The organism is Bradyrhizobium sp. NBAIM14 (assembly GCF_020193895.1).
Lineage (GTDB): Bacteria > Pseudomonadota > Alphaproteobacteria > Rhizobiales > Xanthobacteraceae > Bradyrhizobium > Bradyrhizobium yuanmingense.
Genome location: NZ_JADYVQ010000013.1, coordinates 109,726 through 134,977 on the forward strand (window position 1 = coordinate 109,726; position 25,252 = coordinate 134,977).

Genomic DNA, 25,252 nt, shown 5'->3' on the forward strand with positions numbered 1-25,252 from the left:
CTTCCGCGAGGATGTTTACGTTAAAGGGGCCGGCCCGTGCCGTATGTTCAGGTCTGAGAGGTCTGATTTCGGAGGCCACTAGACGAGGTTGGCTGCCGCCGTGCGGGTTCGACGGCTACAGCCAAAGACAAAGAAGCGGCTCTATGCCGCTTTATGCATGAGAAAACCGCAGATCGATCAATGGGGCAAGCGGTCGGGCAGCAATTTTGGTGCGCGCTCACCCGTCAATGGAGCGATGATCGTCAACCGGCGCTTGTCGTCTTAATCGGAATCGCAAGGGGTGCCGTCCCGGCTTCACCGGAACGGCACCTCGGATTACTAGGCAGTCATGACCAGCACGTTTCCGCTGAACATTCCACCCTTGAAGACCGGCGCTTTTTCGTCCGTCGTGAACAACACCAGATCGGCGCCGGAATTCGATGCTACCTCGACTTCGCGTTCCGAGAGGAACGCGCCTTCGCCAGCCTCGAGCACCAGATCGCCTACACGCACATCTCCCGAGAACACGTAGAGCAATCGTGTAGCTCCGAGCGCTTGGACTTGCGGTAACGATAGGGTCTTGCCACCGGACAATCGTGTATCCTGTACCCAAACTTGAGCACGCACCTCTAGCGGTGCGCCGCTCGGAGCGGCGAGGAGACGCCAAGCGTCAACGCTAACTGCTTCGCCAAAGTCATGGAATTGCACCTTCGGCTCAAGGGATGTCGCGCGAGGGCGCAGGAAAATCTGAAGGGCTTCCTGCGGTTCGCTCCCGAGGATCGTCTCCTCGTGCTGGAATGTATGGCCTGCATTCATCATCATTAGCCGATTAGGCCGGATTTCCTCACGGTGTCCGACAGTGTCCTTGTGGAGCATGGACCCGACTCGCACATAGGTGAGAATCTCGTCGTCACGATGAGGATGCATCGCTATCGTGTGCCCGGGGTGAATGCGAGCCCGATCGATCCGGCCAATAGCTCCAACGCCACTATCGCCTCTTTCAAACGTCAGGCCGGGATAGATTATCTCGAGCGAAAATCCACGATCCGGGTTGCCACGTTTTGCGCCGCGCTTCATCTTAATAGTCTTCATAGCTCAGATCCTTGGTTTCGAAGCGCTAGTGGACAATTAGCGCTCCTCGTTGCGTGTACCTAAACTATCGACGCTGTTAATCCCGAAGTAGCCTTAGGAAGCGGACAGCAGTGTCGCAAAAAGCGGGACGCGGAAGATGGAGAGACCGCTCACTCGATGGTTGGAGGGTGTCTTGAGCGTTTGAGCAGCTGCCCAATTAGGGCAACCTTGACTTGCTCACGGGTTACTTTCCTGTCTGCTCGCTGCGGTACCAGGGAAAGAGCCAATACAGCAGCATCATGAAAAGCGTGTCGGCGATAAAACCGAGGATCGCGAGCACGACGATGCCGACGAAGATGGTGTCGACACGGAACGACAGCGCCGACATCTGGATCAGATAGCCGAGGCCGGCCAGCGCGCCGGCCAGCTCGGCCGCGACCAGCACCGTGAAGGAGATCGACAGAGCGACCCGCATGCCGGAGAAGATCGGCGCCAGCGCTGCCGGTATGACGACTTTGAGGAGCAGCGTACCGCGACGCGCACCGAGACTCTGGCCAGCACGGATGAACAGCGGATTCACGCCCTTGACGCCGAGTAGAGTATTGATCCAGACCGGGAAGAACGTCGCCCAGGCGATCAGGGACACTTTGGCGCCTTCGTTGATGCCGAACCAGAAAATGATCAGCGGCACTAGCGCGAGCGGCGGGATGGCCCGCGCCATCTGCAGGATAGGTCCAACCAGCGACTCCAGGAAGGTACTGCGGCCCAGCAGCACTCCCAAGAGGATGCCCATGCCGGATCCCGCAGCATAACCCAGCGCCATTCTGAAGACACTCGCACGAATATGGCCCTGAAGTTCGCCGGTCTTCGCAATCGCGAATGCCGAGCGGAAGACCTCGGCGGGCGACGGCAGCATGACCGGATCGACCAGGCCGCTGGTCGCGATCAAGTGCCAGAGCAGGAAGAACCCCCCGATGCCGGCGGCGCTGATGGCTGCGCTCCGGACCCTGCGCGTATCCTTCCGGATGCTAGGAGCTTTCAAGGCCGATTTCTGTTTCGAAACGGTCGTAGAAGCGAGCGAATTCGACGGAGGTGCGAGCACGGGGCTTCTCCAGATCAATCATGACATCGGATACGACGCGGCCGGGATTGGGCGACATCACCAGGACGCGGTCGGCGAGCCTTATCGCCTCGTCGATGTTGTGGGTTACGAACAGGATGGTGGGTCGTTCGAGTTCGTGAATGCGGATCAGTTCACTCTGCAGCTTGCTTCGCGTCATCGCATCGAGCGCGGCGAACGGCTCGTCCATCAGCAGGACTTTGGGCCCGGCTGCGAGCGCCCGGGCGATCGCGACACGCTGCTTCATACCGCCGGACAATTGGGTGGGGTAGCGGTCGGCGATCTGCCCAAGATTGACCAATTCGAGATAGTGCATGGCCCGCTCGCGCCGGGCCGACGCGCTCATGCCGGCAATGCCGGGTCCGAACTCGATGTTCTTGAGCACGGTCAACCAGGGAAATAGCGAATAGTCCTGGAATACCATACCGCGATCCGGACCGGGGCCGTCGACAACCTTGCCGTTGACGAACACATAGCCGTCGGTCGGAACCAGGAAGCCGGCGATCAGATTGAGGAGCGTGGTCTTGCCGCAGCCGCTCGGACCGAGCAGGCAGACGAACTGGCCGAGCGGAATGGTTAGCTTTACGTTGCCAAGCGCAAGTTGCTTCGGGTCGAACCGGAAGGTAACGGAATCGACGTTGATGAAGTTGGGAATCGCGGTGAAGGCCGGCTGCTGCAAGGTTTGCGCCATCATGTCTTTCTCGCGTCGGCCAGCAGGGTGGGATCGAGGTAATCCGCGTATTCGGGGACCGGCGATCCCGGACGGGCAATACCTTCGGCCAGTGCCCAATTGGCCTCGTCGATCATTTTCGCCTTCATCATGGGAACATCCAGCGACAAACCGATCTTCATCCGGCTTATCGCGTCGGCAGCGACCGCGGGATCCATCTGCGAGAACTGCGCGCCGATCCGCACAGAATCCTCGCCGTTGGCCTTGATGAAGGCGCAGGCCTGGTCCAACGCGCGCAGCGCCTTCACCAGCACCGGACGCCGCTCCTGCAGCGTCTTCTCGTTGACGATGATCGAGGCAAAGATGGCGTTCAGGCCGGGCTCGGCAAGGCGATGAAACTTCTTGCCTTCGAGCTTGGCCGCCTGCGTCAGGAAAGGCTCCTGCCAGACGAAACCATCGATCGATCCGCCGTTGAGCGCGGAGATCATTTCGGCCGGTCCTAGCCGTACGATGGAAAGATCCGACGGGGTAAGATTGTATTTCTTCAGCAACAGCGAGAAGTAATATTGCGACGGGTTGGCCTGCACTACGGCGATCTTCTTGCCCTTCAGGTCGGCCGGGGTCTTGATTGCGGTCGAGCAGGCCAATTCCATGTTCTCAACTTGGTTAAAGCTCGCGATGATCTTGACCGGCGTCTTGCTGAAGGCACCGACGCAAACCGACATTTCCGTCGACACACCAATGTCGGCGGCGCCGCCGGCGACGGAGATCAGGGTCGCGGTGCCGTGCGGCGAGGGAATGGTGGTCGGCGCGATGCCCTCGGCCTGCCAGAGCTTGCGCTCATAGGCGACGAACAATGGTAGCCATGCCACCGGTAAATCGTGCGCTATACGCAGCGGCGCGGCATCATTGGCCGATGCGGTGCGCAGCCCGCCCGCAAATGCGGCGAGCATCATCGCGCTCACCTGACGTCGTGTGATGTTCACGTTCATCTTCAAGTCCCTCGACAATCGCGTGAATCCGGCCGACCCGGCGCGTTCTTCCCTGACAGACATCGCACTCTTGATGGCGGCGCGACTTGAAGATCGATGACCATTCTCGACCTCAGAGATCGAGAACGAGCTTTTCGCTAAGCGGGAAGCCGCAGCACAGCAGCGCTTCCCCGTCTTTCACCGGCGCGACCGGTTCGAAATCGTATCCGACCTCGCCGGAGATCACCCGGGCGGCGCAAGCGCCGCAGGTGCCTGAGCGGCAGTCGCTCACGACCGGCAATCCCTCGGACTCCGCGAGATCGAGCAGCGAGCCGGAACCGTTCATTTCCAGCGATCGAGCCGACCGCGCGAAGCTGACGCGCGCGTGATCGGGACGGCGCTTTCGATCCGCGCTCGCTGCGGCGCCGGAAGGCACGAATGCTTCCGTCATGACGCGAATACCTGATTGCTCGATCTCGCCAATCCAGCGACTGACATTGGCCATGAAGGCGATGGGGCCGCAGATGTAGACGTTGCACGCGCCGAGCAGCGCAATCGTCCGATGGATCAGATCTCGATCGATGCGACCGACGCTGTCATGCGTGACGCCGATCCGGTCTTCCGCGCCCGGCCGGCTGAAGCGCGTGTGAAACGATACCGACGGATGCCTTGCACGGATGTCGGCCAGTTGCGCCCTGAAAGCGTGATGGCTGGAATCCCGGGCGCAGTGGATGAACGATACACCCTTCGGCACGATTCTGGCGCCGTTATTCGTCGTCGCCGCCTGCAGCATCGCCATCATCGGGGTGATGCCGACTCCGGCCGAGATCAGGACCAGCGGCAGTCCGCTGGTGCTTTCCAGTTGAAACGAGCCGCGAGGACCAAGCACGTTGAGCCGGTCGCCGGCCTTGACGCGCGTGTGCAGCCACTCCGAGAACCCGCCGGTCTCCCGTTTGACGCTGATCTGCAGGTGGCCGTTGGCGATGGCCGAAATCGAATAAGGACGAGACATCTTTCGACCGTCGGCCTGAGCGCTGATGACGAGATGCTGGCCCGGCTGAGCGGCCGGAATTCCGCCTCCGTCAGCGGGGGCGAGTTCGAACGAGCGGATCGTGGCACTCTCGTCGATGGTCTTGACGACGATGAATTCCCGGAATGCAGTCTTGCGCGCAGCAGCCTCTCCCGCGAGCGCTGCCGCCTGCACCTGGGCGCGCCAATTGCCGGCGAGTTCGGGCAGAGCGGCCAACTTGCGTAACTCAGTCGGATCAGCGTCGGGCTGAATGCTGAGGTCGTTGACGCGGCGGATGCACCATTCCGGATGCAGCCGCTCGAGAAGAACTGCCTCGTCGCCCTCCGCGATCGCGCCCGGCTCCAGCACGCGATAGTACCATCCGCAGCGGCCGGTCTCGACTAGTCGTCGCGGCAGACGCAGGTCGTCGAAGCGCAGCGCCAGTTTGAAGCACGGTTTCCGTGGCCGCGTGACCTGAAGGATGGCACCGCCAACGCGAACGATGTCGCCGATGCAGACATCGGTTTCTTCCCATCCGTGCATGGCGAGGTTTTCGCCCAATGCGCCGCTGCCCCACAGGCCTGCATGCTCGGGAAACTCCGCTATCCAGCGATCGTAATGCGAGCAGGCATAGGCGTAGATCGCCATATCCGGGCCGCCGTGTACCCTCCGATCAGCCTGTTCGTCGCCCGGCAGTCCATCGATACCAGCCTCGATCGATTTGCTCACCCGTGTCTTCACGAAACCGCTCGGTACGCGCCCGTCGCCAAGCGGTGCAGCGCGGCCAACGTAGATTCCCTGTATGCGAGCGTTAGTCACGGGCGTTATCCAACACGGCCATCACCAAGTGCCATTATTCCGCCGCCTGCGGCGAGCGCGACCAGACAATGTCGGCATCATCGGTGAGGTCGAGACCGACATGCTCGCGGCGGCCACGCACGGCCGAGAACGTCACGGGATCGTTGGTGGAGCGATCGACCGTCAGGTCGAAGATGTCGAAACGGTTCATATATCCGGCGAGATCGTGGAACTGCTTCTGCACGATGCAGTCGTTGACGTCGATGTCGGCGTAGAGGATGCCCTCGTCGTCGCGCAACACCGGCGCCTTCAGCTCGGCACTCGGGCCCATGATCATGCTCGGGTTGCGCTCGCCGGCGTCCATAGCCTCACGCAGCTTCATGTCGCCCTCGGCGAGGAGGTCCTTCGCGGTGTCCGTGAGATACATCGATGCAGCAACGGTGAAGACCTTGGCTTCGGTGCAGTGCGCCTCGGTGCGGATGCGGACGCCTTCGGCGAGACTCATGCCGCCGCCGTTCAGCCAGGTGGACGGGTAGGTCGCGATGTGCACCTGTTCGCCCTGCGCGATCAGGGCATGGCGCGCCAACGGGTTGCAGTTCTCCGCACAGATCAGCCCGCCGATGCGGCCGAGCGGCGTATCGACCACGCGGAGGCCGGCGCCGTCGCCGTTCGCCCAGGTCAGCTTTTCCATGTAGGTTGGCACGATCTTGCGATGATGGTTCAGCAGGCAGCCGTCGTTTCCAATCAGGATGTTGGTGTTCCAAAGGCAGCCGATGCTCGCCGTGGTTCCTTCGTTGATGCCCATGGAGATGACAACGTCGCGTCGCTTGGCAAGCTCCGCGAGGCGACGCACCTCCGGTCCCGGCACATGCACGGCGGCCGCAGCTAGACGTTGGAAATATCCATGGTTGAGGCCGGGTGCGCGCAGCGAGTGCCAGATCGGAAAGCATGGGATGAAGGCTTCCGGGAAGACGATCAGGTTGGCGCCGTTGTTGGCCGCCTCTTCGATCAGGGAGCAGGCCTTGTCCACCGTCTTCCTGGTATCCAGAAACACGGGACTTACATGCATGGCAGCGGCTTTGAACTTTGGGTAGGTTCGCATCGCTGCGCCTCCTTTTTCCAACAGAAGATGCATTCATATCGGCGAAAGAAACGCGGAAGCTCAAGTCCAAATAGTCCGCTGCTAGGGCAGCTTTGTTGAGCAAAAGCGCCTTATCACGCAGTCAATTTTACTTATGAGGTGACAGACACCTGCGTCCGAGAGAGATCAGCGCCCCCTCAAGAAGATGCAATACTTTGGGAAATCGGACGATCCGGTCAGTTGCGGTAACGGTCGAGTTGTTTGCCTATGAGGGCCTCCTGCGCGACTTCTACGAATGCCCGAATATTCGGTGAGATGGGATCGCGCTCGTGTATGACGAGACCGATCGTCGCAGTCGTCGCGGGATTGACGATGGGTATCGACCTGATGAACAGCCAGTCGCCCAAAAGATAGAAGTAGGAATGCGGTACGATAGTCAGCCAGTTCCCTGTTCGCATGTGCGCGAATAGCCCCAGACTGCAATTGGTTTCAATCACTGCCTTTGGCGCGACGCCGACGCTCGCGAAGATTCGATCGATGATGATCCGGTTGTGAAGGTTGGGGCTGAGCAGGCACAACGGCATCTCGCCGACCTCCGCCCAGTCGATCGATTTCCTGTCGCTAAGAAAATGGTCCTTCGGGACCAGCAGGTAGTAGGTCTCGTCATAGAGCGAGTAGGGTCGTAGACCGCCAAGTGTCAGGCCGTCCAGGTAAGTAACGCCCACATCATATTCGAACTCCTTGAGGCCGCGCTCAATCTCCGGCATCGTCTTGCATAGAACTGAAATCGTGATGCCGGGATAACGTTCTGCGAAGGGGGCCGTCAGGAGCGAAGTGATCGTCATGGCGACCGGAGACAGCGCAAGGCGCAGACTGCCCTTCAATTCGGTTGGGTTGTCGTGCTGGCCCGCATTCAACAGCCGGTCGTGGTCGGCAAGCGATTGTCGCGCCCAGCTGAGAATTGCTTCACCCTCCCGCGTGAAACCTTGGAATCCGCTTTGATCCCTCAACACGATCGGTGCGCTGAAATGCTTCTCCAGATGCTGAATGGCTTGCGAGAGGGCCGACTGGCTGATTGCCAAGGTACTCGCCGCCCGTCCGAAGTGCCGCTCCTTGGCCAAGGCAACCAGGTATTGAAGGTGCTTGAAATGCAAGTCGGTCTCCAATCTTGAATGGCTACTTCCTGTTGCACTTTCGCCCACTTTATGGGGTTCGAGCAAGTCTCCGGCGCCGTGGCCCTGCCGCACGCCGAGCAAGCTCTTTGACTTGCGTCGATCTGCGGGCTGGACGTTTATTGAAGTTGCGTCGAAAGTCCGCAATGAACATCAGGAACCGTTGTCGCGCCCGTCATACGGCGGCGTCGACAGAACATCTCGCGTCTACTCCCTGTGGGACCGAGCGGCCCCTGCAAAGAGCCTGTTTGCAGGGACGCTCATTCCGCATCCAATCGTATCAAGGTCTTTCCGATCGTTCCCGACTCCACAGCAAGATGACCTTCGACCGTCCTGCGCAGCGGCAGAATCAGTCCGATTTTCGGGTTGTATACCTTCGTCAGTAGGCACTCGCTGATCTCGCGTATGGCCATCCTCTTCGCACTCGTAGGCATCGTGTAGACGTAAACGAAACGGACTGCGGCGTTGCCGAGCATGGCCGGCATCGTCGGGAGTAAGATCGATTCCTTGGGATTGTGCGTCGAATAGGCGGAGATGGAGCCACCGCTTGCAAGACATTTCAAATCCACATCCAAGTTGGCACTGAGGTCTACTTCGACAATGCGGTCGACGCCTTCGCCCCTCGTATGGCTGGTGATTTCGGTCTCGACAGAGTCGGCAGCGAGGTCGATCACGAGATCGGCCCCAGCCGCGCGCGCGACCTCTAACTGCCCGGGGCGCCGGACGGTGGCGGCCACCCATGCCCCCGCCCACTTCGCAAGTTGTATTGCGCCGGAACCGACCGCTCCTGCGCCGCCCTGTACCAAGACGCGACGCCCGCGAAGTTCTCCACCGGCAAAAAGGCATCGATGCGCCGTCATAGCCGGAACGCCGAGTGACGCTCCGATCTCAAAGGAGGTCTCATCAGGAAGCGGAACGGCATTGTCGCTGGGCACTGCGACGTACTCGGCGGCAGTCCCTCTCGCACGGCCCGTCTGAGCTTCGAATATCCAGACGCGTTCTCCAACTCTGCTCCGCGATACGCCTTCACCGACGTCCTCAACGACTCCTGCGCCATCTTGATGCGGCACAATCAGAGGGAAAGGCATCTTGAATGCGAACCCGCTTCGATTCTTGATATCGCTCGGATTGATGCCGGAAACTTCGATTCGCACGAGAACCTCTCCTCGTGCGGGCACCGGCTTTGGTAAGTCGCCGAGCTCTAGAACCTCTGCCGCTGCACCCTGGCGCCTGTAATAGACCGCACGCATTCTCAACTCCGTACGTTGACAACTTTCAATCCACGCAATCATGGCGCCACAGATCCTGCGCGGTAGCACGCGCATCAGCACCGTCGGACTCTCAGATTGGTGAACCGACAGAACTGATGATCGGCCAGCAGGGTGCTGTCTTCGGCTCGCAGCAGAGATTCGAGGCCATTGGCGAACAGGTGCGTCATAAGACTCTTACATCGAGACCTGCGCGTATCGGCGAAAGCCCACAATCGAAATAGTCGACGTTGGCGATTGACACGCCGCCTCGAACTGCTACAGCCGCTAAGAATATGACGGGTTTGAAGCGTCGCTCAATTGAGTTGTGCCGGCCCGACCGACGGACCGGCACAGCCTTCCTGCCTTGCTTTTACTGTGCTCGTGCCGAATGATGTCACGCCTGCCCTTTTATCGAAAGATAGCCAGCCAGATTGTAGCCAGCGAACGGCAGGTGATCCCCCATAAGCTTGGCGTGCGCTTCTCCTGTAGAGGATTGCCAGGTACCCAATAGTTCGGCGCCAACCGCGACCCAGGTGATGGGATTGACGCCGGCCTGCACCATCCGCGCGATTGCCGCCTCCTCGACCAACTTGCTCCAGGTCCCGGACGCATCCAACACGGCGTACACGTCGTATCCGAGCTCAAGTGCCGAAAGCGCCGCAAACGCGACGCAGACCTCCGTAGAAATGCCCGCGATCAGCAGCTTCTTCCGACCGGTCGCCTTCACCGCCACCGCGAAGTCCTTGTTGTCGAATGCGTTGATCTGGCCCGGACGATGAACGATCGCTGCCTTCGGAAGTCCTTGTTCGACAACCGGCATGATGGGACCGTTTGGTCCGTCCGCCGCGCTCGTGGTGATCACTGCCGGCAGATTGTAGATCTGCGTAATCGTAACCAGCGCTTTCACGTTGTTGATGAAATCGGGAGGGCTTTGCGTCTGTACGCCGTTCGCAAGTCCGGTTTGATGATCGACGAAGAGTACCGCCGCATTTTCGGCAGTGAGGCGCTCGTAAGACATGACATTTCCTTTCGATGTTCGGAGTGATTCCGGATGCCGAAATCATTCTCAAACCGAAGATGTCTGCGTCCCCGTCGCTCAACTAGCCACCCGCTTTGATACGCCGCGTCTCCAATACGGGAACGCCGGACGAAGCTGCTTATCCTGCCATTTCGTCGGTTTCCGATTGCGCACGCACCCTGCCATAACAGACGGAGCAAACAATTCTTGCGATTTCAGCCACTTAAATCTCACGATCCATCATTGCGGTGGCGACAATGATGAAGTGCTTAGGATGATCGTTCTCGGGGCCAAAGAGCTCTGTCAAATTTTCCCCCGTTGATCGGGAGTTGAGCCTGGTCACTCACGCAGGAATCACGATCATGAAGCTTTACTATCACCCCCTCTCCGGTCACTCGCACCGCGCACGTCTTTTCGTCTCGCTGCTTGGACAGCCCTTCGACCTGATCGAAGTGGATTTGAAGTCCGGTGCCCACAAGACCCCAGAGTTTTTGGCGCTGAACCCCTTCGGGCAAGTCCCGGTGTTGGACGATGACGGTATCGTCATATCAGATTCAAATGCGATACTCGTGTACCTTGCCAAGAAATCTGGCAAGGCGGAATGGCTCCCCGAGGACCCGGAGGGAGCAGCAGCAATACAACGGTGGCTGTCTGTAGCCGCCGGCGAAGTGGCGTACGGCCCTGCCGCGGCGCGCTTGATAACTGTCTTTGGCGCGAAGTACAGTCCGGAAGACGTGATCGGAAGATCCCACGTGCTCTTGAAAAGGCTCCAAGATCATCTGGCCAACAGAGATTGGCTCGTGGGAGAGCGTCCGACGATCGCTGATGTCGCGTTGTACAGCTATGTTGCACGCGCTCCTGAAGGCAACGTTGACCTGTCCGGCTATCCAAAAGTGAATGCCTTCCTCCAACGCATCGAGTCACTGCCCGGCTTCGTTCCCTTCATCAAGACACCGGTAGGCCTTTCAGCCGCGGCTTGATTGTTGGACGGGTGCGCGCCTCCGGGCGCGCCCTTTATCTCGAATTGGAGATGCAAGATGATTGGTCGGCTATCGATAGCGAAGCTGGACACTTGGCACGCAGGCGAAAAGGCGATCCAGGAAAAGACGGGGGTCGCAGAGCGGATGGAAGTCGCGGGCCGGCGGGTCGTTCGGGACTACATGCCGGACCAGCACCGGGAGTTCTACGCCCAGATTCCGTTCATGGCACTCGGTAGCGTCGACCTGAGGGGTGATGCATGGGCGACCTTTGTCACGGGTCGGCCGGGCTTCGTGTCGTCGCCGAGTTCGCGCACACTCACGATCGATCTGCAACCAGATCCGAGCGATCCGGCGAGCGTTGGAATGCGCGATGGCGATGCGATCGGACTTCTAGGCATCGAATTGAACACCCGCCGCCGAAATCGCGTGAACGGAATTTTGAGAGCAACTGCTGGAGAACCGCTCGGATTCGATGTGGATCAGAGCTTTGGCAATTGTCCTCAATACATACAGCTCCGGGATTACAGGTTCGTCCGCAACCCCACGGAGCACTTCGGTGGCATCGTGGAGGAGAGCGCTGAGTTGGATGCATTCGATCGCGACATGATCCAAGCCGCCGACACGTTTTTTGTCGCCTCCTACATTGAGCGCGAGGATAGGCGACAGGTCGATGTTTCCCATCGAGGGGGCAAAGCTGGCTTCGTACGCATCAACGATGACGGAACGCTCACGATTCCGGATTTCAATGGAAACTACTTCTTCGCGACCCTTGGCAATATCATGATGAACGGCAAAGCAGGTCTGGCGTTCGTCGACTTCGAGACCGGTGACGTTCTTCAGCTCGCGGGGGACGCAAAGGTAATACTCGACTCTCCTGAAATAGCTGCTTTCCAGGGCGCTGAGCGCCTATGGAGTTTTCGCGCCCGCAAGGTCATCAGACGGCGCAACGCTATCGCGCTCCGTTGGACGTTCCAAAGAGGCGGGTGGTCTCCGGCCTCCCTCATGACCGGCGACTGGGAAGCGGCCGCCGATCGGTTGCGCGCGATTGAGCTCGCAGCAAGGTGGCGGCCCTTCAGAGTGACGAAGGTTGTCGATGAGAGCACATCGATACGATCATTTTACCTTCAGCCTGACGATGGTGCCGGTGGCCTGCCCCCATATCGGGCTGGCCAGCATCTTCCAATCAGAATCAGGCTGTCCCACACCGACAAGCCCGTCATCAGGACGTACACGCTCTCGGTAGCACCGTCCGAAGGCGTGTATCGCATCAGCGTGAAACGCAGCGGCACCGTATCTAATTATCTCCACGACGCTATCCGGCTCGGCGACCTGATAGAAGCGCGGGCGCCGGACGGACACTTCACGATCGACAGCGGTCAGAAGCGACCGGCTGTCCTGATCGCAGGCGGGATCGGCATCACGCCGATGTTGGCGATGTTGAGACATGTCGTCTATGAGGGCCTTCGTACCCGAAAAAGCCGACGCACCGTGCTCTTCCAGGCGGCACACTCGAAGCGTGATCTGCCTTTTGGCAAGGAAATCGACGAACTGATGAAATCTTCCGGCGGTTCGGCAAGAGTTGTCCGCGTGCTAAGCGACATTGAGGGCGCAGAAGAAGGGGTCGATTACGATGCGAGCGGCCGGGTCGATATCGGATTGCTTTCTCGCTTCCTGCCATTTGACGATTATGATTTCTATCTCTGTGGTCCACCTCAGTTCACGCAGTCGCTCTATGACGGTCTGCGCAGGTTGAATGTTGCCGACAACCGCATTCACGCCGAAGCTTTCGGACCTTCGTCGCTGACGAGATCTCGTGACGCCGACGCAGTGGTTGTCGAACGTCCGCCACCATCGACGCAGCCGGTACCGGTCGTCTTCACCAAGTCGCTGAAGGAAGCACGTTGGACACCGAAATCTGGAACGCTGCTCGAGCTGGCCGAAACTCGGGGACTCAGCCCCGATTTCAGCTGCAGGACGGGAACGTGCGGCACCTGCAAGACGAAACTCTCGAGGGGCACGATCACATACGTCAAAGAGCCTACCGCCACCGTCGCACGGGACGAAGTCTTAATTTGCTGCGCGGTGCCGGCACAGCCAGGCGGCGATGAAGTTGCCGTGATCGAACTCGCGCTTTGAAGCACATATCAACCGACCGTAACCGGCAGACAGGCTCTTGAGAGGATACAATGTGAAGATCGCTATCGCGCGATGCCGGAAACAGAGATTACTGTCCCTTCGATCGACAGTACCGCCGCTCGAGACGCCTTCGCCTGCCGCCCACAGGGTAACATATCGTCCTTTAACCCGGAGAAGCACCTATGTCCCGTCCACCGCTTCCGCCCTTCAACGAACAGACTGCCATCGAAAAGGTACGCCTTGCCGAGGACGGCTGGAACACCCGCGACGCCGCGAAGGTAGCGCTTGCCTACACGACGGAGACGCGATGGCGCAATCGAGCTGAATTCCTGACGGGGCGGGATGAGGTGCAAGCGTTCCTCACCCGCAAGTGGAACCATGAGTTGGACTATAGGCTTATCAAGGAGCTCTGGGCCTTTTCTGGCAATCGAATCGCGGTGCGATATGCCTACGAGTATCACGATGACAGCGGTCAATGGTTCAGGGCCTACGGCAATGAGAATTGGGAGTTTGCCGACGACGGTTTGATGCGTGTTCGACACAGCAGCATCAACGAGCATCCGATCGCCGAGGAAGACCGGAAGTTCCGATGGCCACTTGGACGCAGACCCGACGATCACCCGGGGCTCAGCTATTTCGGCTTTTAGCCTCGCTTGAGGATACCACGATGTCCAGCTTTACTCTCGACGATCGGGCGCGAATTTCGATCGAGCTTGCTATAACCGCAAGAAGCAAAGATGAGCCTCGGCTCAGGCGCCAAGAGGAGAGCTTGCGAGGCCTTGGGATGACCGGTGCCGAGATTGATGCGGCCCGTCGTGGAACGAGTTTCGATGCTAGGACATCCCTTGTCGTTGCTTTTGCGGTGGCGCAGAGAGACGGGGATATCGCGACCATAGGCATCTTACGAGAACGGATGCGTAGGGCGGGCATTGGCAGCGAGATCATTGGCCAGATCGAGGAAATCGTCCGAAGGGAAGATCGCGCGCCCTGTGGCCTGACTGACGCGGGCGCCTGATCGGAAAATGTCTGGAGCGAAGGCATTCCGGATTCTCCGACCAATCATGAACGAAGGGGCGCGCTGAACGCCCCCTCTTTTTCCTTCAACTCGCCTAGGTTTCGCTTGCGAGCGCTACCTCGTCTTGGTGCGACTCGTAAGCAAACTCGGGAGTCGAAGCCTTGCCGCTAGATGCCTCATTCTTCCTATGCCGGCGGTATGCCCGGCGGGTTTCGACTCATAGAATGGCTAAAGGCGCGCGCCGGCGATGTTGGGGGCAGTCGTCTCCCGTCACGACGAGCCAATCAGCCGATATATCCACGAGGAACCGATAGGAGCCGGTCAATAACTCCAATGTATAGATGGAGCTTGTCTCCGAGTTCAGCAGGTAGGAAGGAGCTAAAAGAGAGGGAAGGCCATGGATCGCTGGCAAGCGATGCGCATCTTCGTCAAAGTCGCTGAGGCTGAAAGTTTCGCGGAAAGCGCCCGGCTTCTCCATATGAGTGCGCCCGCAGTGACCCGGGCGATCGCAGCCCTCGAGGAAACGATAGGTACTCGGCTGTTCGTCCGCACGACCCGCTCCGTCAAACTTACCGAATCCGGGACCAGATATTTCGACGATTGCCGTCGCATCCTGTCCGACATCGTCGAAGCGGAAGCGGCTGCCTCGGGATCATACGCAAAGCCATCCGGCACGCTAGTGGTCACCGCTTCGACTCTCTTTGGCCAGATGTATGTGCTACCGATCATGATGGAATATCTCGACACCCATCCCGGGATGTCGGGCAGGACCCTGTTCCTCGATCGCCCGGTGAACATCGTTGAGGACGGTGTCGATGTCGCGATTCGCATCGGGCATTTGCCGGATTCCGGCTTTACCGCCATCAAGGTTGGCATGGTAAGGCGCGTGATCTGCGGGGCCCCTTCCTACTTCGAAAAGAACGGCATCCCTGCCAGCCCTTCGGATCTGAAGGATCATCGCATTGTAACGTCGACGAGCGCCTGGGCCTCACCCGAATGGCGATTCGCGGGTGACGAACGCGTCATCGTTCGCCCGGCCCTGCAATGCAACACAAATGAAGCTGCGATCGCCACCGCGAAGGCCGGTTGGGGGTTGACGCGCTTGCTCCACTATCAGATCGGTCCAGCCCTCGTTGAAGGTAACTTGCAAATCATTCTTGGTGAACATGAAGAACCACCACTTCCCATTCACGTGCTCTATCCAGAAGGTCGCCACGCGCCGGCAAAAGTGCGGGCATTCCTAGAACTTGCTGTTTCTCGCCTTCGCTCCAACCGACTCCTGAACTGATGCCGCCACGAGGACGGCGCGCGTAGATAAATCAATCGCGCGCCGCGACGTTCAATCGATGCTCATGATTCCTCCCCCAGACCATCCTGGATGTTCCTAACGTGAACGACCATGGCCTCGTGGTATTCGGTTCGACTGCTGTAGAACACCAGTCCCATGAGACCGCTTCCGATCAAAAGCGAGAAGAACACCCTGAGTCCCAATGCGATCCAACCATTGATCGACATCTGAACGTCGCTCGCAGACGTCCAGCCCAGCATGGCAACCACGATAGTAAACACCAGCAAACCAGATAAAAAACCGATAGTTGCGATCGTGCCAATGCCAACTTTTCTTCCTTGAGTCGAAGGCGCGTCGGCCACTTTCGTCTCCACACGCCAAAGCGGCCATCTTCTGCTCGGGCGGCGCCGCCCGTTCCCCTTTCCGTCGGCGACAATGCCGCTTTTCCTGGCTGAGCAGAACGGCCTCTCTCGGCAGCTCATTTACTACCGAGACCGAAAGAATGCCGGCAGGAAACTGAGACTCGAACAGCTACATGCAGCCTCTGGATGGAGAGACGCAAGGAACTGCATTCGGTGTACTGAATTTTTGATCAACGACTGCAACCAACGCGAACGATTGATAGATTGTTGATTATGCCCGTCGGCAGGCCGCTTGGCTCCGGTTGGCTTTTCGAAGGTCGAACGTCAAACTTCGCCGGGCTCGTCATCTCGTGCGCGGAACGATCTCGCCTGAGAAGGCAAAAGTATCTAGGAACCGGTACTCGTAATAACGGCGCTTGAAGCGCCAGCCGTCCGGGCTCAGGATATACTCGTCGTGATAAACAGCGAGATTCTCGTAGAAGTCGCCCTCGCCCTTTCCACGCTCTCGCTCCGTAAAACGTCCCGTGGCGCAGTCATTTCCCGTGAAGATAATGATGCCCGAGTGTGTCAGCTGTACGAAGAGAAGTTTCGGCTTGAAAAGCTCGTCGAGCATACCGCTAATGGCTTCGACTCCCGTCGCTTTGATGGAGAAAGGAGGACCGATTTCCCATACCGCATCATCGCTCCAAAGCCGCTTGAAAGCTTTCGTGTCGCGTTGATTCACAGCATCAGTGAATCGGGCCACTAGATTGCGGATCGCGAGTTCATCCTCCACCGTCCGAAGGCGTCCTTCAAAATCCGACATTCGAGTTCTTTCATCGTTCATTTCAATGGTTCCAATGTGTAGAAATGTCTCCGAGACTGGATGAGACGTTTTTCGTTCGACGACTTCGGTACAGCCGAACCTTCTTCGACTGATCTACGATCACCGCGCGGTCGAAAGCCCCGCGAAATTGCCGCTTCCCCTAGAAGCGCGCTGATCGATACTGAATGCGCCGGCGCCGAAGCCCGCGATCTGCAGCAGTCCACCGGCGATAATGACATTCTTAAAGAAGTGGACCAGCGTATTCTCGTCGGCGATGTTGCCGTGGAAATAGAATGCGGTGACGATGGAGAATACGGCCAGCAAAAGAGCAACCGGCTGCACTTTGTAACCGACGATAAGGAGGAGACCACCGACGATCTCGAGGCTGACGGCAGCTAAAAAGGCGAGCGACGGAAAGGGAAAACCTACTGCCGTGATCATTGCGACGGTCTTGCCGCAGGCGATCGCCTTGCCAAGCCCGAAAAAAGTGAATGTCAGGCCGATGAGGATACGGCCCACGAAGGGAAGATAGCGATCTGTACTCATAGTAATCCCCTGCTTCACCGTGAGGTTAGTTCCCGATCCGTTGGGCTAATGATGTGCTGACAACCCGGCCGACACTAGCCTCAATCTCGGCAACTCGCTGTTACATCAAGCGAAACAATGAATGGTCATGGACCTAGCGAGACGCGCAAGGGAGCACTTTTCCAGAAAAATCGCTGTCAAAGAAAACTTGGTAGATCACCGCTAGGTCTCTTCGCCACCCGAAGCCGCCGCAATCAAGACGACTTGTTCATCTGGGACGATGTATCATACCTAGAGATGCTTGCGACGGATGCTGAGTTCGGGCCCCACTAACAATGAATAAAAAGGAAAGGTAGCCGCCGTGAATAGACTAACAATCGCACCGACTGAACTTGAGACGCCGACCGATCTATCGACGGATAAGATCGAAAAGGTCGCAACCGTCGTCAATACGTTGCTGGCGGATTTCTTTGTCCTCTATCTCAAGACAAAGAATTTTCACTGGCATGTCAGCGGCCGGCACTTCCGCGACTATCATCTTCTTCTGGATGATCAGGCCGCACAGCTGTTTGCCGCTACTGATATCCTAGCCGAACGCGTCAGAAAGATTGGTGGCACCACGCTGAAATCGATCAGTCAGATCTCACGACTGCAGACGATCAGGGACAACGATGAAGCTTTCGTCAGGCCGCGGGAGATGCTCCGTGAGCTGATGAACGATAACAAGGCTATCACCGCCGCGATGCGTAGTGCCCACGGAACTGCGGACGATGCCGGAGACGTAGCGACCGCAAGCGTGCTCGAGAACTTAATCGACGAATCTGAGCGCCGGACTTGGTTTCTGTTTGAAGCCGGTCGAGGTGGCGATCTATGAGGAAGGAACGATGATGATGTAACCGTGCGGAGTGTTCGCTGAACCTCTGCCCGCGGTCGCTCGGCCCAACGGGCCGAGCGACTTCTATAGTTGATTTTCTCCCGACAGAATCTCTAGTGACCGCCCTTTGCTGCCATGAAGCCCGAAATGTTGTTCGCGGAGAATGGCAGGAAATCGCCCATGAGCTTGGCATGAGCCTCTCCCGTCGCCGCCTGCCAGCTGTAAAGAAGCTCGGCACCGACAGCTACCCACGTGATCGGAATGGCTCCAGCCTGCACGATACGCATAATCGCCGCATCCTCGACGATCTTGTTCCAGGTACCGGAAGCGTCGAGGACCCCGTATACTTGGTACCCTGCCTTTAGGGCCGACAGCGCGCAGAAGGCAAGGCAGACTTCGGTCGATATACCAGCAATTAGCAGTTTCTTTCGCCCGGTCTTCTTCACTGCCGCAACGAAGTCCTCGTTATCGAAGGCGTTGATCTGGCCAGGGCGATGCACGATCGTCGCGTTGGGAAGACCGTCTTTTACGACAGGCATGATAGGACCGTTCGGGCCGTCGGCAGCGCTCGTCGTGATCACCACGGGGAGCTTGTAGATCTGCGCGATCCTCACCAGTGCACCTACGTTGTTTATGAATTCTGGCGGGCTTTGGGTCTGCACGCCATTGGCAAGACCTGTCTGATGATCAACGAATAGCACGGCGGCGTTTTCTGCGGTGAGACGATCGTAGGACATTCGGATTTTCCATCTTGGATGCTGGAGCGAGATTGTAGGAAGTATTGGAAGCCCCTGATCCAAGAAAGAATTGGAGTTTGCGCGACGCAACAAGCATCTTTTGGTATGATTGAGGATGCGTCGTTTATACGTCAGGCCTAGGTTGAAGAGCTTTCTACCAACTGTCGACAGATCGGGCGGCCTCGGCGAGGCCGACCTTGGACATCCCCATCTATATATGGCCGCTGCCCATCCGGCTCACCATGTCCTACCCGTGCTCTCGCGAAGTTGAGAACGGGCCAAGTGGAGGATTTCATGGAGCCAAGTGATTATACCGACTTATGGAAGATAATGTCGTCCACCTATTTAGCGAGCGAGACCCCAAATCCGTATGCTGTATGCAGATAATGCCGTCCTTTACGGACCCGATCACCAAGCCAGCTGCGCAGCTTCGATTTCGGAAGCAGTGACGAACTTGCTCGCAAGTTTGCCGAGTGAATTCGTCTTCACGTCGATAGGGTGGGTCACCATGATGTCGGCCGGCTTCGTTGGAGGACGGGGCCCGTCAATGGGCCCACTGCGGTGACGGGCTTGGATGTTGAGCACTTCAAAGCTGGGCGCATCCAGGCACTGTATGTCTCCCTCGATGCCATGCCATCCGAGGAGTAGACAGATCGAATATCGTGCTTCACTTGGGTGAAAGCACCAGCCGCAGGATCGCAAGCATTTCTCGCTGTGATGCCGTCATCTAGGTTCTCGAGCGCCGAAGAGGCTTTCCGCAGACCTGAATGGGACCGGAGAAAACGGCCCCTTGGGCGCAACGCCAACCAGCGCCAAGACTAGCAGTGCGGCAATGGCTGCCCAAAAGCACAACCAGAAAGCATCGATGTAGGCCAGCACGTTCGACTCGCGTTGAATCCGGGCGGCGAGGCTCGCGACCGCTTGCGAGCGAGCCTCGTCTGCACCACGGGCGAAGAACTGCCTAGTTGCGGCATCAATCGCTGCCACGACGTCGGCGCCGCCGATATCGATGTTAATGCCAAGATAGTAAGAATGTATCTGCTCACGCACCCTAAGCCAGGTTGACATCAAAGCGATGCCGATCTCGGTACTCCCCAGCCGAATGCTGTGAACGTACGCGGCAACCGCCGTAGTCCGGTCGGTCCGGAGATGTGAGAAGCCGATAATGATTAAGGAAGTCAGCGCCAACGCCTGTCCTACTGCGGTTGCAAAAACGATCCCTACGAAATCGTCGCGCGCCCAATCTCCGGTGATCTGCGTACCTGAGAGATTGGCTACCGCGAAGATAAAGAGTCCAGCCATCGCGGTCCACCTGGCGTCAACGTATCTCAACACGAAAATGAGGAACGGAATCAGAAGGGCGGTGGGAATTGCCCCTGAGACCAGCAGGAGCTCCCCGACTTGCTCGGGTCGCATGCCCCGGACGGCGCCGAGGAAGTTCGGCACTAGCGAGGAGTTGGATAGGCTGGCAACGTTGAAGAGTACTACGACCACCAGCGACAAGCCCATCCCGGGCGAAAACAGCCCCTTGAACCTCGCCCAAGGCTCTTTGACAACAACTTCGTTGGCGAGAAAAGCAGCAAATAGAGCTACTCCCAAGACGAGCAGAGATATCACCGTTCCGGAGTTGCTCCAATCGAGTCGGTTTCCTTGGTCAAGGCCCGAATACACCATCGCAAGGGACGCGCCTAAGAGCATCATGCCGCCCCAGTCGGCTCGGTACATCAGCCCGCGATCTACGGTCAGCGGGGGAGTTCCAAGGTAGGCAAGCACGGCCATTACTGGACCCACAACTGTCCCCTGCCAGTAGAGCGCAGGCCAACCGAAGTGTTGTTCGTAGACTCCAACCAGAAAGTGCGAAACATCCAGGGAAAATCCGACCCTAGTAGCGTAGATGACGATGAGAGGCATCCACCAACGCGGCGGCAAGGTTTTGAAGATTATCATCATCGTCGCAGGGACGAAGGTACCGAGCAGCAGACCGTGCAGTACGGTCAACGTCAGAAGGATCGGATAATCGCTCACAAAAGGGATGGCAAACGAAACGAGCCCGTAAGCGGCAGCCGGAAGGCCCAATACCCTTCTCAATCCGAACGCCGTTGTGAGCCAAGCGACCGCCGGAGCTATAAAAATTTGTGGTGCTGTGGCGGCCGTGGAAAGCCAGGCCCCTTCGTCGAAACTCAATCCTAACCCACCACGGATATCCGCCAGTGCCACTGCGGTGAAGCGGCCGTCGATGCTCGCCGTCAAGGAAGCAAAGAGCACAGCGGCCACAGCCAACGCCGGATACGGCGCACCGCTATGCGGCTTTTCTGCTTTGGTTGCGGACATCTACGTACCGCCGTTGGTACGGATGCTCGTTTGCACGGACATTCCTGGTAGAAGATTGTCCACGTCCTTTTGTCCCTCGTCCAACTTAATGCGCACGGGTATTCGTTGGACGACCTTCGTGAAATTTCCTGTCGCATTGTCGGGCGGCAAAAGCGCAAACTGAGAACCACTGGCAGGAGCGATCCGCTCGACCGAGCCGCGGATCTGGACCGCAGGAAAGCTATCGACACTGATTACGACCGAGTGACCCACCCTCACGTTGGTCAGTTGCGTTTCCTTATAGTTCGCGATGACGTATACGCTCGGCAAGGGAACGATGCTTATCAGACTGCTGCCGACATTGACATAGTCTCCAACTTGCACCTGTCGTTCGGAGGTAACTCCATCGAATGGTGCCGTGATACTAGTATAGTCGAGCTTGAGCTTTATCGCCGAGAGCGCAGCACTCGCTGCCTTCAGTTCTGCTCCACGCTGCTTCTGCATGCTCATGAAGACCTGTAGTTGATGCTGCTGCGCTGCCACTGTCGCTCGAGACGCGAGGACGTCAGACTGCATTTTAGCCTGCGAGGCCGTCGCCTGCTCAAGTCGCTGCCTTGTTCCCGAACCGGACTGCGAGAGGGTTTGTTGTCGTTCCAGTTCCTGACGCGCCTCAATTTGTTGCGCCTCTGCGGACGCTTGAGCCGCCTTGGCGTGGAAGATCATCGCATGTTGTAATTCGATTTGGTTCTTGAGATTCTCAAGCGCAGCTTCCGCTGCCAAAACAACTGCTTCTGCTTGACCTACCTGAGCCACATATTCCGCGGGATCGATTTGAACGAGAAGGTCTCCTTTCTTGACCCGCATGAACGCGCCGATCGGCACCGACATTACCTGGCCGGAGATACGGGCGCTTAGGCGCGATATATCGGCTCGCACAAAAGCGTCATCGGTCGTTTGAATTCTTGCTCCTCCTACCCATGAATTCCAACGGGAGGTCGCCAGAACGACACATCCAATTGCGATGGCGATCGCCACGACCGGTATGGAGAGCCTGTTCAAGAGAGTGACTTGCGTACGCGGCGATGTCGGCTGCGTGGCGGAGGATTGCGTACTGGCGCCCACGGCGGGTTCAGGTACGGGCGGTGGTGGCACTGTAGCTTGATCGCTCATCCTTCTTCCGTCTTTCTCGGCCTCTTACTGCGCCAAAGCGATCCGTAGCTTTGCGTCCCTGGCTGCCTGCAGTGCTGCAGTACACGGCGCGAGCCGTGGCGAGACGGTTTTAAGCTATGCCAACGGTTGGCCGGGGAGCCTCAGAACGTGTAAGCTCCGTTTCCGACAGCGGAATGAGGCTCATGGAATTCGAGGATCTGCAGACTTTCGTCGAAGTGGCCCGATCGGGGGGCGTTTCTGCCGCGGCACGTAATCTTGGAGTCGCCAAATCCATTGTTAGCCGGCGCGTGCTTCGGCTGGAGGACGAGCTTAGCGTCCAGCTTCTGGCGCGAACTACGCGGGGAGCCGCGCTGACTGAAGCGGGACTGATTCTTCGCGATCATGCGTCGCGAGTGTGCTCCGAGATTGAAGCTGCGCGCGAAGAGATGTCCCCAAGCGGTGAACTGCGGGGCCTTCTCCGAATAGCAGCTCCGGCATCCTTCGGCCCAACTCATTTTGCGCCCGTACTCGCTGAATTGGCGAGGAAGCATCCATCGCTTCACGTCCACACTCGATACAATGACCGATATGTCGATATCGTCGGTGAAGGCTTCGATTGCGCTATCCGCGTCGGCTATCTCCCGGAATCGGACCTTGTCGCACGTCGGATCGGTTCTTTCACCGTGCAGCTGTACGCGAGTTCCGATTACGTCAGGGAGCGGGGCGCGCCGAAAACGCCAGCCGATATCGATCAGCATCAGGCCGTCATGATCGGCACCGAAACCTGGAAATTCAGTGAGGGCAAGAAGACGACCACCGTCCACCCGCAAGGGCGTTTCAAGGCGGACAACGCGCTTGCCATCGCTGAGGCGATAGCCATGGGCATCGGCATCGCTGCACTTCCCGCAATCATCGCAGAGAGCTGCCCGGTGGCGGATAAGCTTGTGCCCATCATGACGCGCTACACTCTTCCTCCCGTAGGCATATTTGTGGTCCGGCCGCCTGGACGGCATCTCGCCAGAAAAATCAGGGTCTTGATCGATTTGCTCGTTCATAAATTCGGGTAGCGCATTTTGGAAAGAAACAGCTCTTATGGCTGAGCTTGGGATCTATTTCGACATCCACTTTCCGGACAGTGCTCGCAAACTCGATTCATACTTGCTGCACGCGACCGGAGCCGAAACTATACTGACGTATAGTTTCGGCATTTTGCGCTCCAACCGAGCTTGGTCGGCCGAGGGCCTTGGTCCTCAGTTGCTGGGCTCGCTGCTGGATACGACGCTACGTTGCTCGATCATGTGTGGCATTCGGGACCGCAATCATCGGACGGCGTATTCTACAACTCTCGTCACGGTCCTGCCACGATCCGAAGCTTCTCGGCGCTCGTCCACCGCCGTCGCCCCTCAGGACCGGACAGAATTGTAACCGTCGTCACATTGCTCATTTTCTTGCGAATTGATGAGCAGATCATCTCACGTTCACGTACAATCGGGGAAGACGATCCCCACCGGAGGCTTACGCATTAGCGACAGATGATGTCTTTCTTCAAAAAGTTGGCTTGCAGTTCGCGATCGCTGCGCCCTTCCAAATGAGTGTCACTGTGCTGGAGCATATTGACTGCATCGTTGGAGCAGACGGTCATTGCCACCCATTTACGGCCAATGCGGCTTACAATGGTCACGCGTTTGCCATCTGCTTTGCACTCTCTGTTCAGGTCAATGTCCCATCCTCGAATGTGGGATGCTTCGACCAAGCTGCCTTTCCAGGTTGAGGCGGCCCTACCGAGCGGTGCGACACCGGGCTATAGCTCACGTGGACCGGGGCCGGCATTGCGCTCCGCAACCAACCGTAGGGATGATTGGCGATGCTCGCGGTCGCGCGTACTGGGGCGTGATCTCGTCGCGGCTGGAGGACACATGTATCGCCATTCCATGTCGGTTCCTATTCGTTACCGCTATGCGACGGTCGAGGGGCTGAAAGTGTTCTATCGGGTGGCTGGCCCCGCGAGCGCACCGGTCATCCTAGCGCTCCACGGTGTTCCAAGCTCGTCCCGGATGTATGATCCTTTTATGCGCAAACTTGCGCCTCGCTACCGTCTGATCGCGCCCGACTACATCGGCTTCGGCAACAGCGACACTCCGCCCCCAAATAAATTCACCTACACGTTCGACAACTTGGCGGCGTTTACGCTCAAGTTCGCCGACATTCTCGGCCTTAGGCGCTTTACGCTCTTGATGCAGGACTACGGCGGCCCCGTCGGCATGCGTATGGCCACCGCCCGGCCGGAGGCCGTCAGAGCCATGATCTTTCAAAATGCCAACGTCTATGACGAAGGGCTCGGCCTAGTATGGGAGACGCGGCGTCCGTTCTGGTCCGATCGTTCCGCCCATGAGGCGACTGTTCGGCAGGGAGCGTTGGCACCCGCGACGGTGCGCAACCGTCACCTCGGGAGCGACCCCAACACCGAGGCGTACGACCCCGATCTCTGGATGGATGAGCTCGCCTACCTGCATCGGCCCGGGATCGACGCGATCCAGGCGGAGCTGATCTACGACTACCAGAACAACCTCGCGTCTTACCCGACTTGGCAAGCTTGGCTTCGTGAGCACAAACCGCCGAGCCTTATCCTCTGGGGCCGCTACGACCAGTCGTTCATCCCCCCGGGCGCCGATGCATTCAAAAGGGATCTACCCGACGCCAAAGTCGTGCTCTTGGAGGGTGGCCACTTCGTCATGGACACTTGCCTCGATGAGGTCGCCGAAGAGACGGAGGCCTTCATGCGGTCCCTGCCCGAGGCCTTAGGATACGAATGAGTTTGTGGTTGGAGCTGCCTCCACCTCACTGCCTCGAGGTCTAAGTGAGCGGAGGGGTCCCACATACCCGTCAAACCACTTCTGTCACGCAAGCTCGAACGCGCTCCACTGCCGAACCG

At 58.3% G+C, this 25,252-nt stretch carries 24 protein-coding genes; 8 read left to right on the top strand and 16 right to left on the bottom strand.

Features of this window, described 5'->3' with window-relative positions:
* Positions 1 to 318: 318 nt before the first annotated feature.
* The 9 genes from I6F28_RS26035 to I6F28_RS26075 all read right to left on the bottom strand — a co-directional run bounded on the left by I6F28_RS26035 (position 319) and on the right by I6F28_RS26075 (position 10,139).
* Positions 319 to 1,071, bottom strand: coding sequence for a pirin family protein (locus I6F28_RS26035; RefSeq protein ID WP_225141807.1), 753 nt, complete (start codon positions 1,069 to 1,071; stop codon positions 319 to 321).
* Positions 1,072 to 1,294: 223 nt separating this feature from the next.
* On the bottom strand, positions 1,295 to 2,092 hold the full coding sequence (locus I6F28_RS26040) for an ABC transporter permease (protein WP_225141808.1): 798 nt from the start codon (positions 2,090 to 2,092) through the stop codon (positions 1,295 to 1,297).
* Positions 2,079 to 2,864, bottom strand: a complete 786-nt coding sequence (locus I6F28_RS26045; protein WP_225141809.1) for an ABC transporter ATP-binding protein — start codon at positions 2,862 to 2,864, stop codon at positions 2,079 to 2,081. The genes I6F28_RS26040 and I6F28_RS26045 overlap by 14 nt, the downstream gene beginning before the upstream one ends.
* Entirely contained in the window at positions 2,861 to 3,832 is a 972-nt protein-coding gene (locus I6F28_RS26050) for an ABC transporter substrate-binding protein (RefSeq protein ID WP_225141811.1), read from the bottom strand. Before I6F28_RS26050 ends, I6F28_RS26045 begins: the two co-directional genes overlap by 4 nt.
* A 112-nt stretch (positions 3,833 to 3,944) precedes the next feature.
* Complete coding sequence (locus I6F28_RS26055; protein ID WP_225141813.1) at positions 3,945 to 5,549, bottom strand: MOSC domain-containing protein; 1,605 nt, start codon at positions 5,547 to 5,549, stop codon at positions 3,945 to 3,947.
* Between the two features lie 124 nt (positions 5,550 to 5,673).
* On the bottom strand, positions 5,674 to 6,720 hold the full coding sequence (locus I6F28_RS26060; RefSeq protein ID WP_225141815.1) for a carbon-nitrogen hydrolase family protein: 1,047 nt from the start codon (positions 6,718 to 6,720) through the stop codon (positions 5,674 to 5,676).
* Positions 6,721 to 6,935: 215 nt separating this feature from the next.
* Positions 6,936 to 7,853 (bottom strand): LysR family transcriptional regulator, encoded by a 918-nt coding sequence (locus I6F28_RS26065; RefSeq protein ID WP_225141816.1) that lies wholly within the window; start codon positions 7,851 to 7,853, stop codon positions 6,936 to 6,938.
* Positions 7,854 to 8,131: 278 nt separating this feature from the next.
* On the bottom strand, positions 8,132 to 9,121 hold the full coding sequence (locus I6F28_RS26070; protein ID WP_225141818.1) for an NADPH:quinone reductase: 990 nt from the start codon (positions 9,119 to 9,121) through the stop codon (positions 8,132 to 8,134).
* A gap of 394 nt (positions 9,122 to 9,515) precedes the next feature.
* Positions 9,516 to 10,139, bottom strand: a complete 624-nt coding sequence (locus tag I6F28_RS26075; RefSeq protein ID WP_225141820.1) for an isochorismatase family protein — start codon at positions 10,137 to 10,139, stop codon at positions 9,516 to 9,518.
* A 362-nt stretch (positions 10,140 to 10,501) separates the two neighbouring features.
* Here I6F28_RS26075 and I6F28_RS26080 point away from each other — a divergent pair, with 362 nt between their 5' ends.
* From I6F28_RS26080 to I6F28_RS26100, 5 genes are all read left to right on the top strand, one after another.
* A complete protein-coding gene (locus I6F28_RS26080) occupies positions 10,502 to 11,119 on the top strand; it encodes a glutathione S-transferase family protein (protein WP_225141823.1) in 618 nt (205 codons plus the stop codon).
* Between the two features lie 57 nt (positions 11,120 to 11,176).
* Positions 11,177 to 13,255 carry an FAD-binding oxidoreductase gene (locus I6F28_RS26085; protein ID WP_225141825.1) on the top strand — a complete coding sequence of 693 codons (2,079 nt, stop codon included), beginning with the start codon at positions 11,177 to 11,179 and terminating at the stop codon, positions 13,253 to 13,255.
* 182 nt (positions 13,256 to 13,437) lie between these two features.
* Positions 13,438 to 13,902, top strand: a complete 465-nt coding sequence (locus tag I6F28_RS26090; RefSeq protein WP_225141829.1) for a nuclear transport factor 2 family protein — start codon at positions 13,438 to 13,440, stop codon at positions 13,900 to 13,902.
* 137 nt (positions 13,903 to 14,039) lie between these two features.
* Positions 14,040 to 14,270, top strand: coding sequence for a hypothetical protein (locus I6F28_RS26095; protein ID WP_225141830.1), 231 nt, complete (start codon positions 14,040 to 14,042; stop codon positions 14,268 to 14,270).
* Positions 14,271 to 14,667: 397 nt separating this feature from the next.
* The gene (locus tag I6F28_RS26100; protein WP_225141832.1) at positions 14,668 to 15,558 is read left to right on the top strand and encodes a LysR family transcriptional regulator; all 891 of its coding nucleotides are present in this window, start codon (positions 14,668 to 14,670) and stop codon (positions 15,556 to 15,558) included.
* Between the two features lie 62 nt (positions 15,559 to 15,620).
* Here the strand turns inward: I6F28_RS26100 and I6F28_RS26105 are convergent, their stop codons facing one another.
* The 3 genes from I6F28_RS26105 to I6F28_RS26115 form a co-directional block, all read right to left on the bottom strand.
* Positions 15,621 to 15,920, bottom strand: coding sequence for a hypothetical protein (locus tag I6F28_RS26105; RefSeq protein WP_346656747.1), 300 nt, complete (start codon positions 15,918 to 15,920; stop codon positions 15,621 to 15,623).
* Between the two features lie 343 nt (positions 15,921 to 16,263).
* Positions 16,264 to 16,746: a nuclear transport factor 2 family protein gene (locus I6F28_RS26110; RefSeq protein ID WP_225141833.1), complete on the bottom strand. Its 483-nt coding sequence runs from the start codon at positions 16,744 to 16,746 to the stop codon at positions 16,264 to 16,266.
* Positions 16,747 to 16,845: 99 nt separating this feature from the next.
* The gene (locus I6F28_RS26115; protein ID WP_225141836.1) at positions 16,846 to 17,271 is read right to left on the bottom strand and encodes a DoxX family protein; all 426 of its coding nucleotides are present in this window, start codon (positions 17,269 to 17,271) and stop codon (positions 16,846 to 16,848) included.
* Between the two features lie 340 nt (positions 17,272 to 17,611).
* On the opposite strand from I6F28_RS26115, the gene I6F28_RS26120 reads away from it, so the two are divergent.
* Complete coding sequence (locus I6F28_RS26120; protein WP_225141838.1) at positions 17,612 to 18,124, top strand: Dps family protein; 513 nt, start codon at positions 17,612 to 17,614, stop codon at positions 18,122 to 18,124.
* A gap of 113 nt (positions 18,125 to 18,237) precedes the next feature.
* On the opposite strand, the gene I6F28_RS26125 is transcribed toward I6F28_RS26120, so the two are convergent.
* The 3 genes from I6F28_RS26125 to I6F28_RS26135 form a co-directional block, all read right to left on the bottom strand.
* A complete protein-coding gene (locus I6F28_RS26125; protein WP_225141839.1) occupies positions 18,238 to 18,861 on the bottom strand; it encodes an isochorismatase family protein in 624 nt (207 codons plus the stop codon).
* A 723-nt stretch (positions 18,862 to 19,584) separates the two neighbouring features.
* On the bottom strand, positions 19,585 to 21,192 hold the full coding sequence (locus I6F28_RS26130; protein ID WP_225141841.1) for an MFS transporter: 1,608 nt from the start codon (positions 21,190 to 21,192) through the stop codon (positions 19,585 to 19,587).
* Positions 21,193 to 22,341: an HlyD family secretion protein gene (locus tag I6F28_RS26135; protein WP_225141843.1), complete on the bottom strand. Its 1,149-nt coding sequence runs from the start codon at positions 22,339 to 22,341 to the stop codon at positions 21,193 to 21,195.
* Positions 22,342 to 22,523: 182 nt separating this feature from the next.
* Here I6F28_RS26135 and I6F28_RS26140 point away from each other — a divergent pair, with 182 nt between their 5' ends.
* Entirely contained in the window at positions 22,524 to 23,387 is an 864-nt protein-coding gene (locus I6F28_RS26140; RefSeq protein WP_225141845.1) for a LysR family transcriptional regulator, read from the top strand.
* Between the two features lie 455 nt (positions 23,388 to 23,842).
* On the opposite strand, the gene I6F28_RS26145 is transcribed toward I6F28_RS26140, so the two are convergent.
* Complete coding sequence (locus tag I6F28_RS26145) at positions 23,843 to 24,073, bottom strand: hypothetical protein (protein ID WP_225141847.1); 231 nt, start codon at positions 24,071 to 24,073, stop codon at positions 23,843 to 23,845.
* Between the two features lie 163 nt (positions 24,074 to 24,236).
* On the opposite strand from I6F28_RS26145, the gene I6F28_RS26150 reads away from it, so the two are divergent.
* Positions 24,237 to 25,133, top strand: a complete 897-nt coding sequence (locus tag I6F28_RS26150) for an alpha/beta fold hydrolase (protein WP_225141849.1) — start codon at positions 24,237 to 24,239, stop codon at positions 25,131 to 25,133.
* Positions 25,134 to 25,252: the final 119 nt, after the last annotated feature.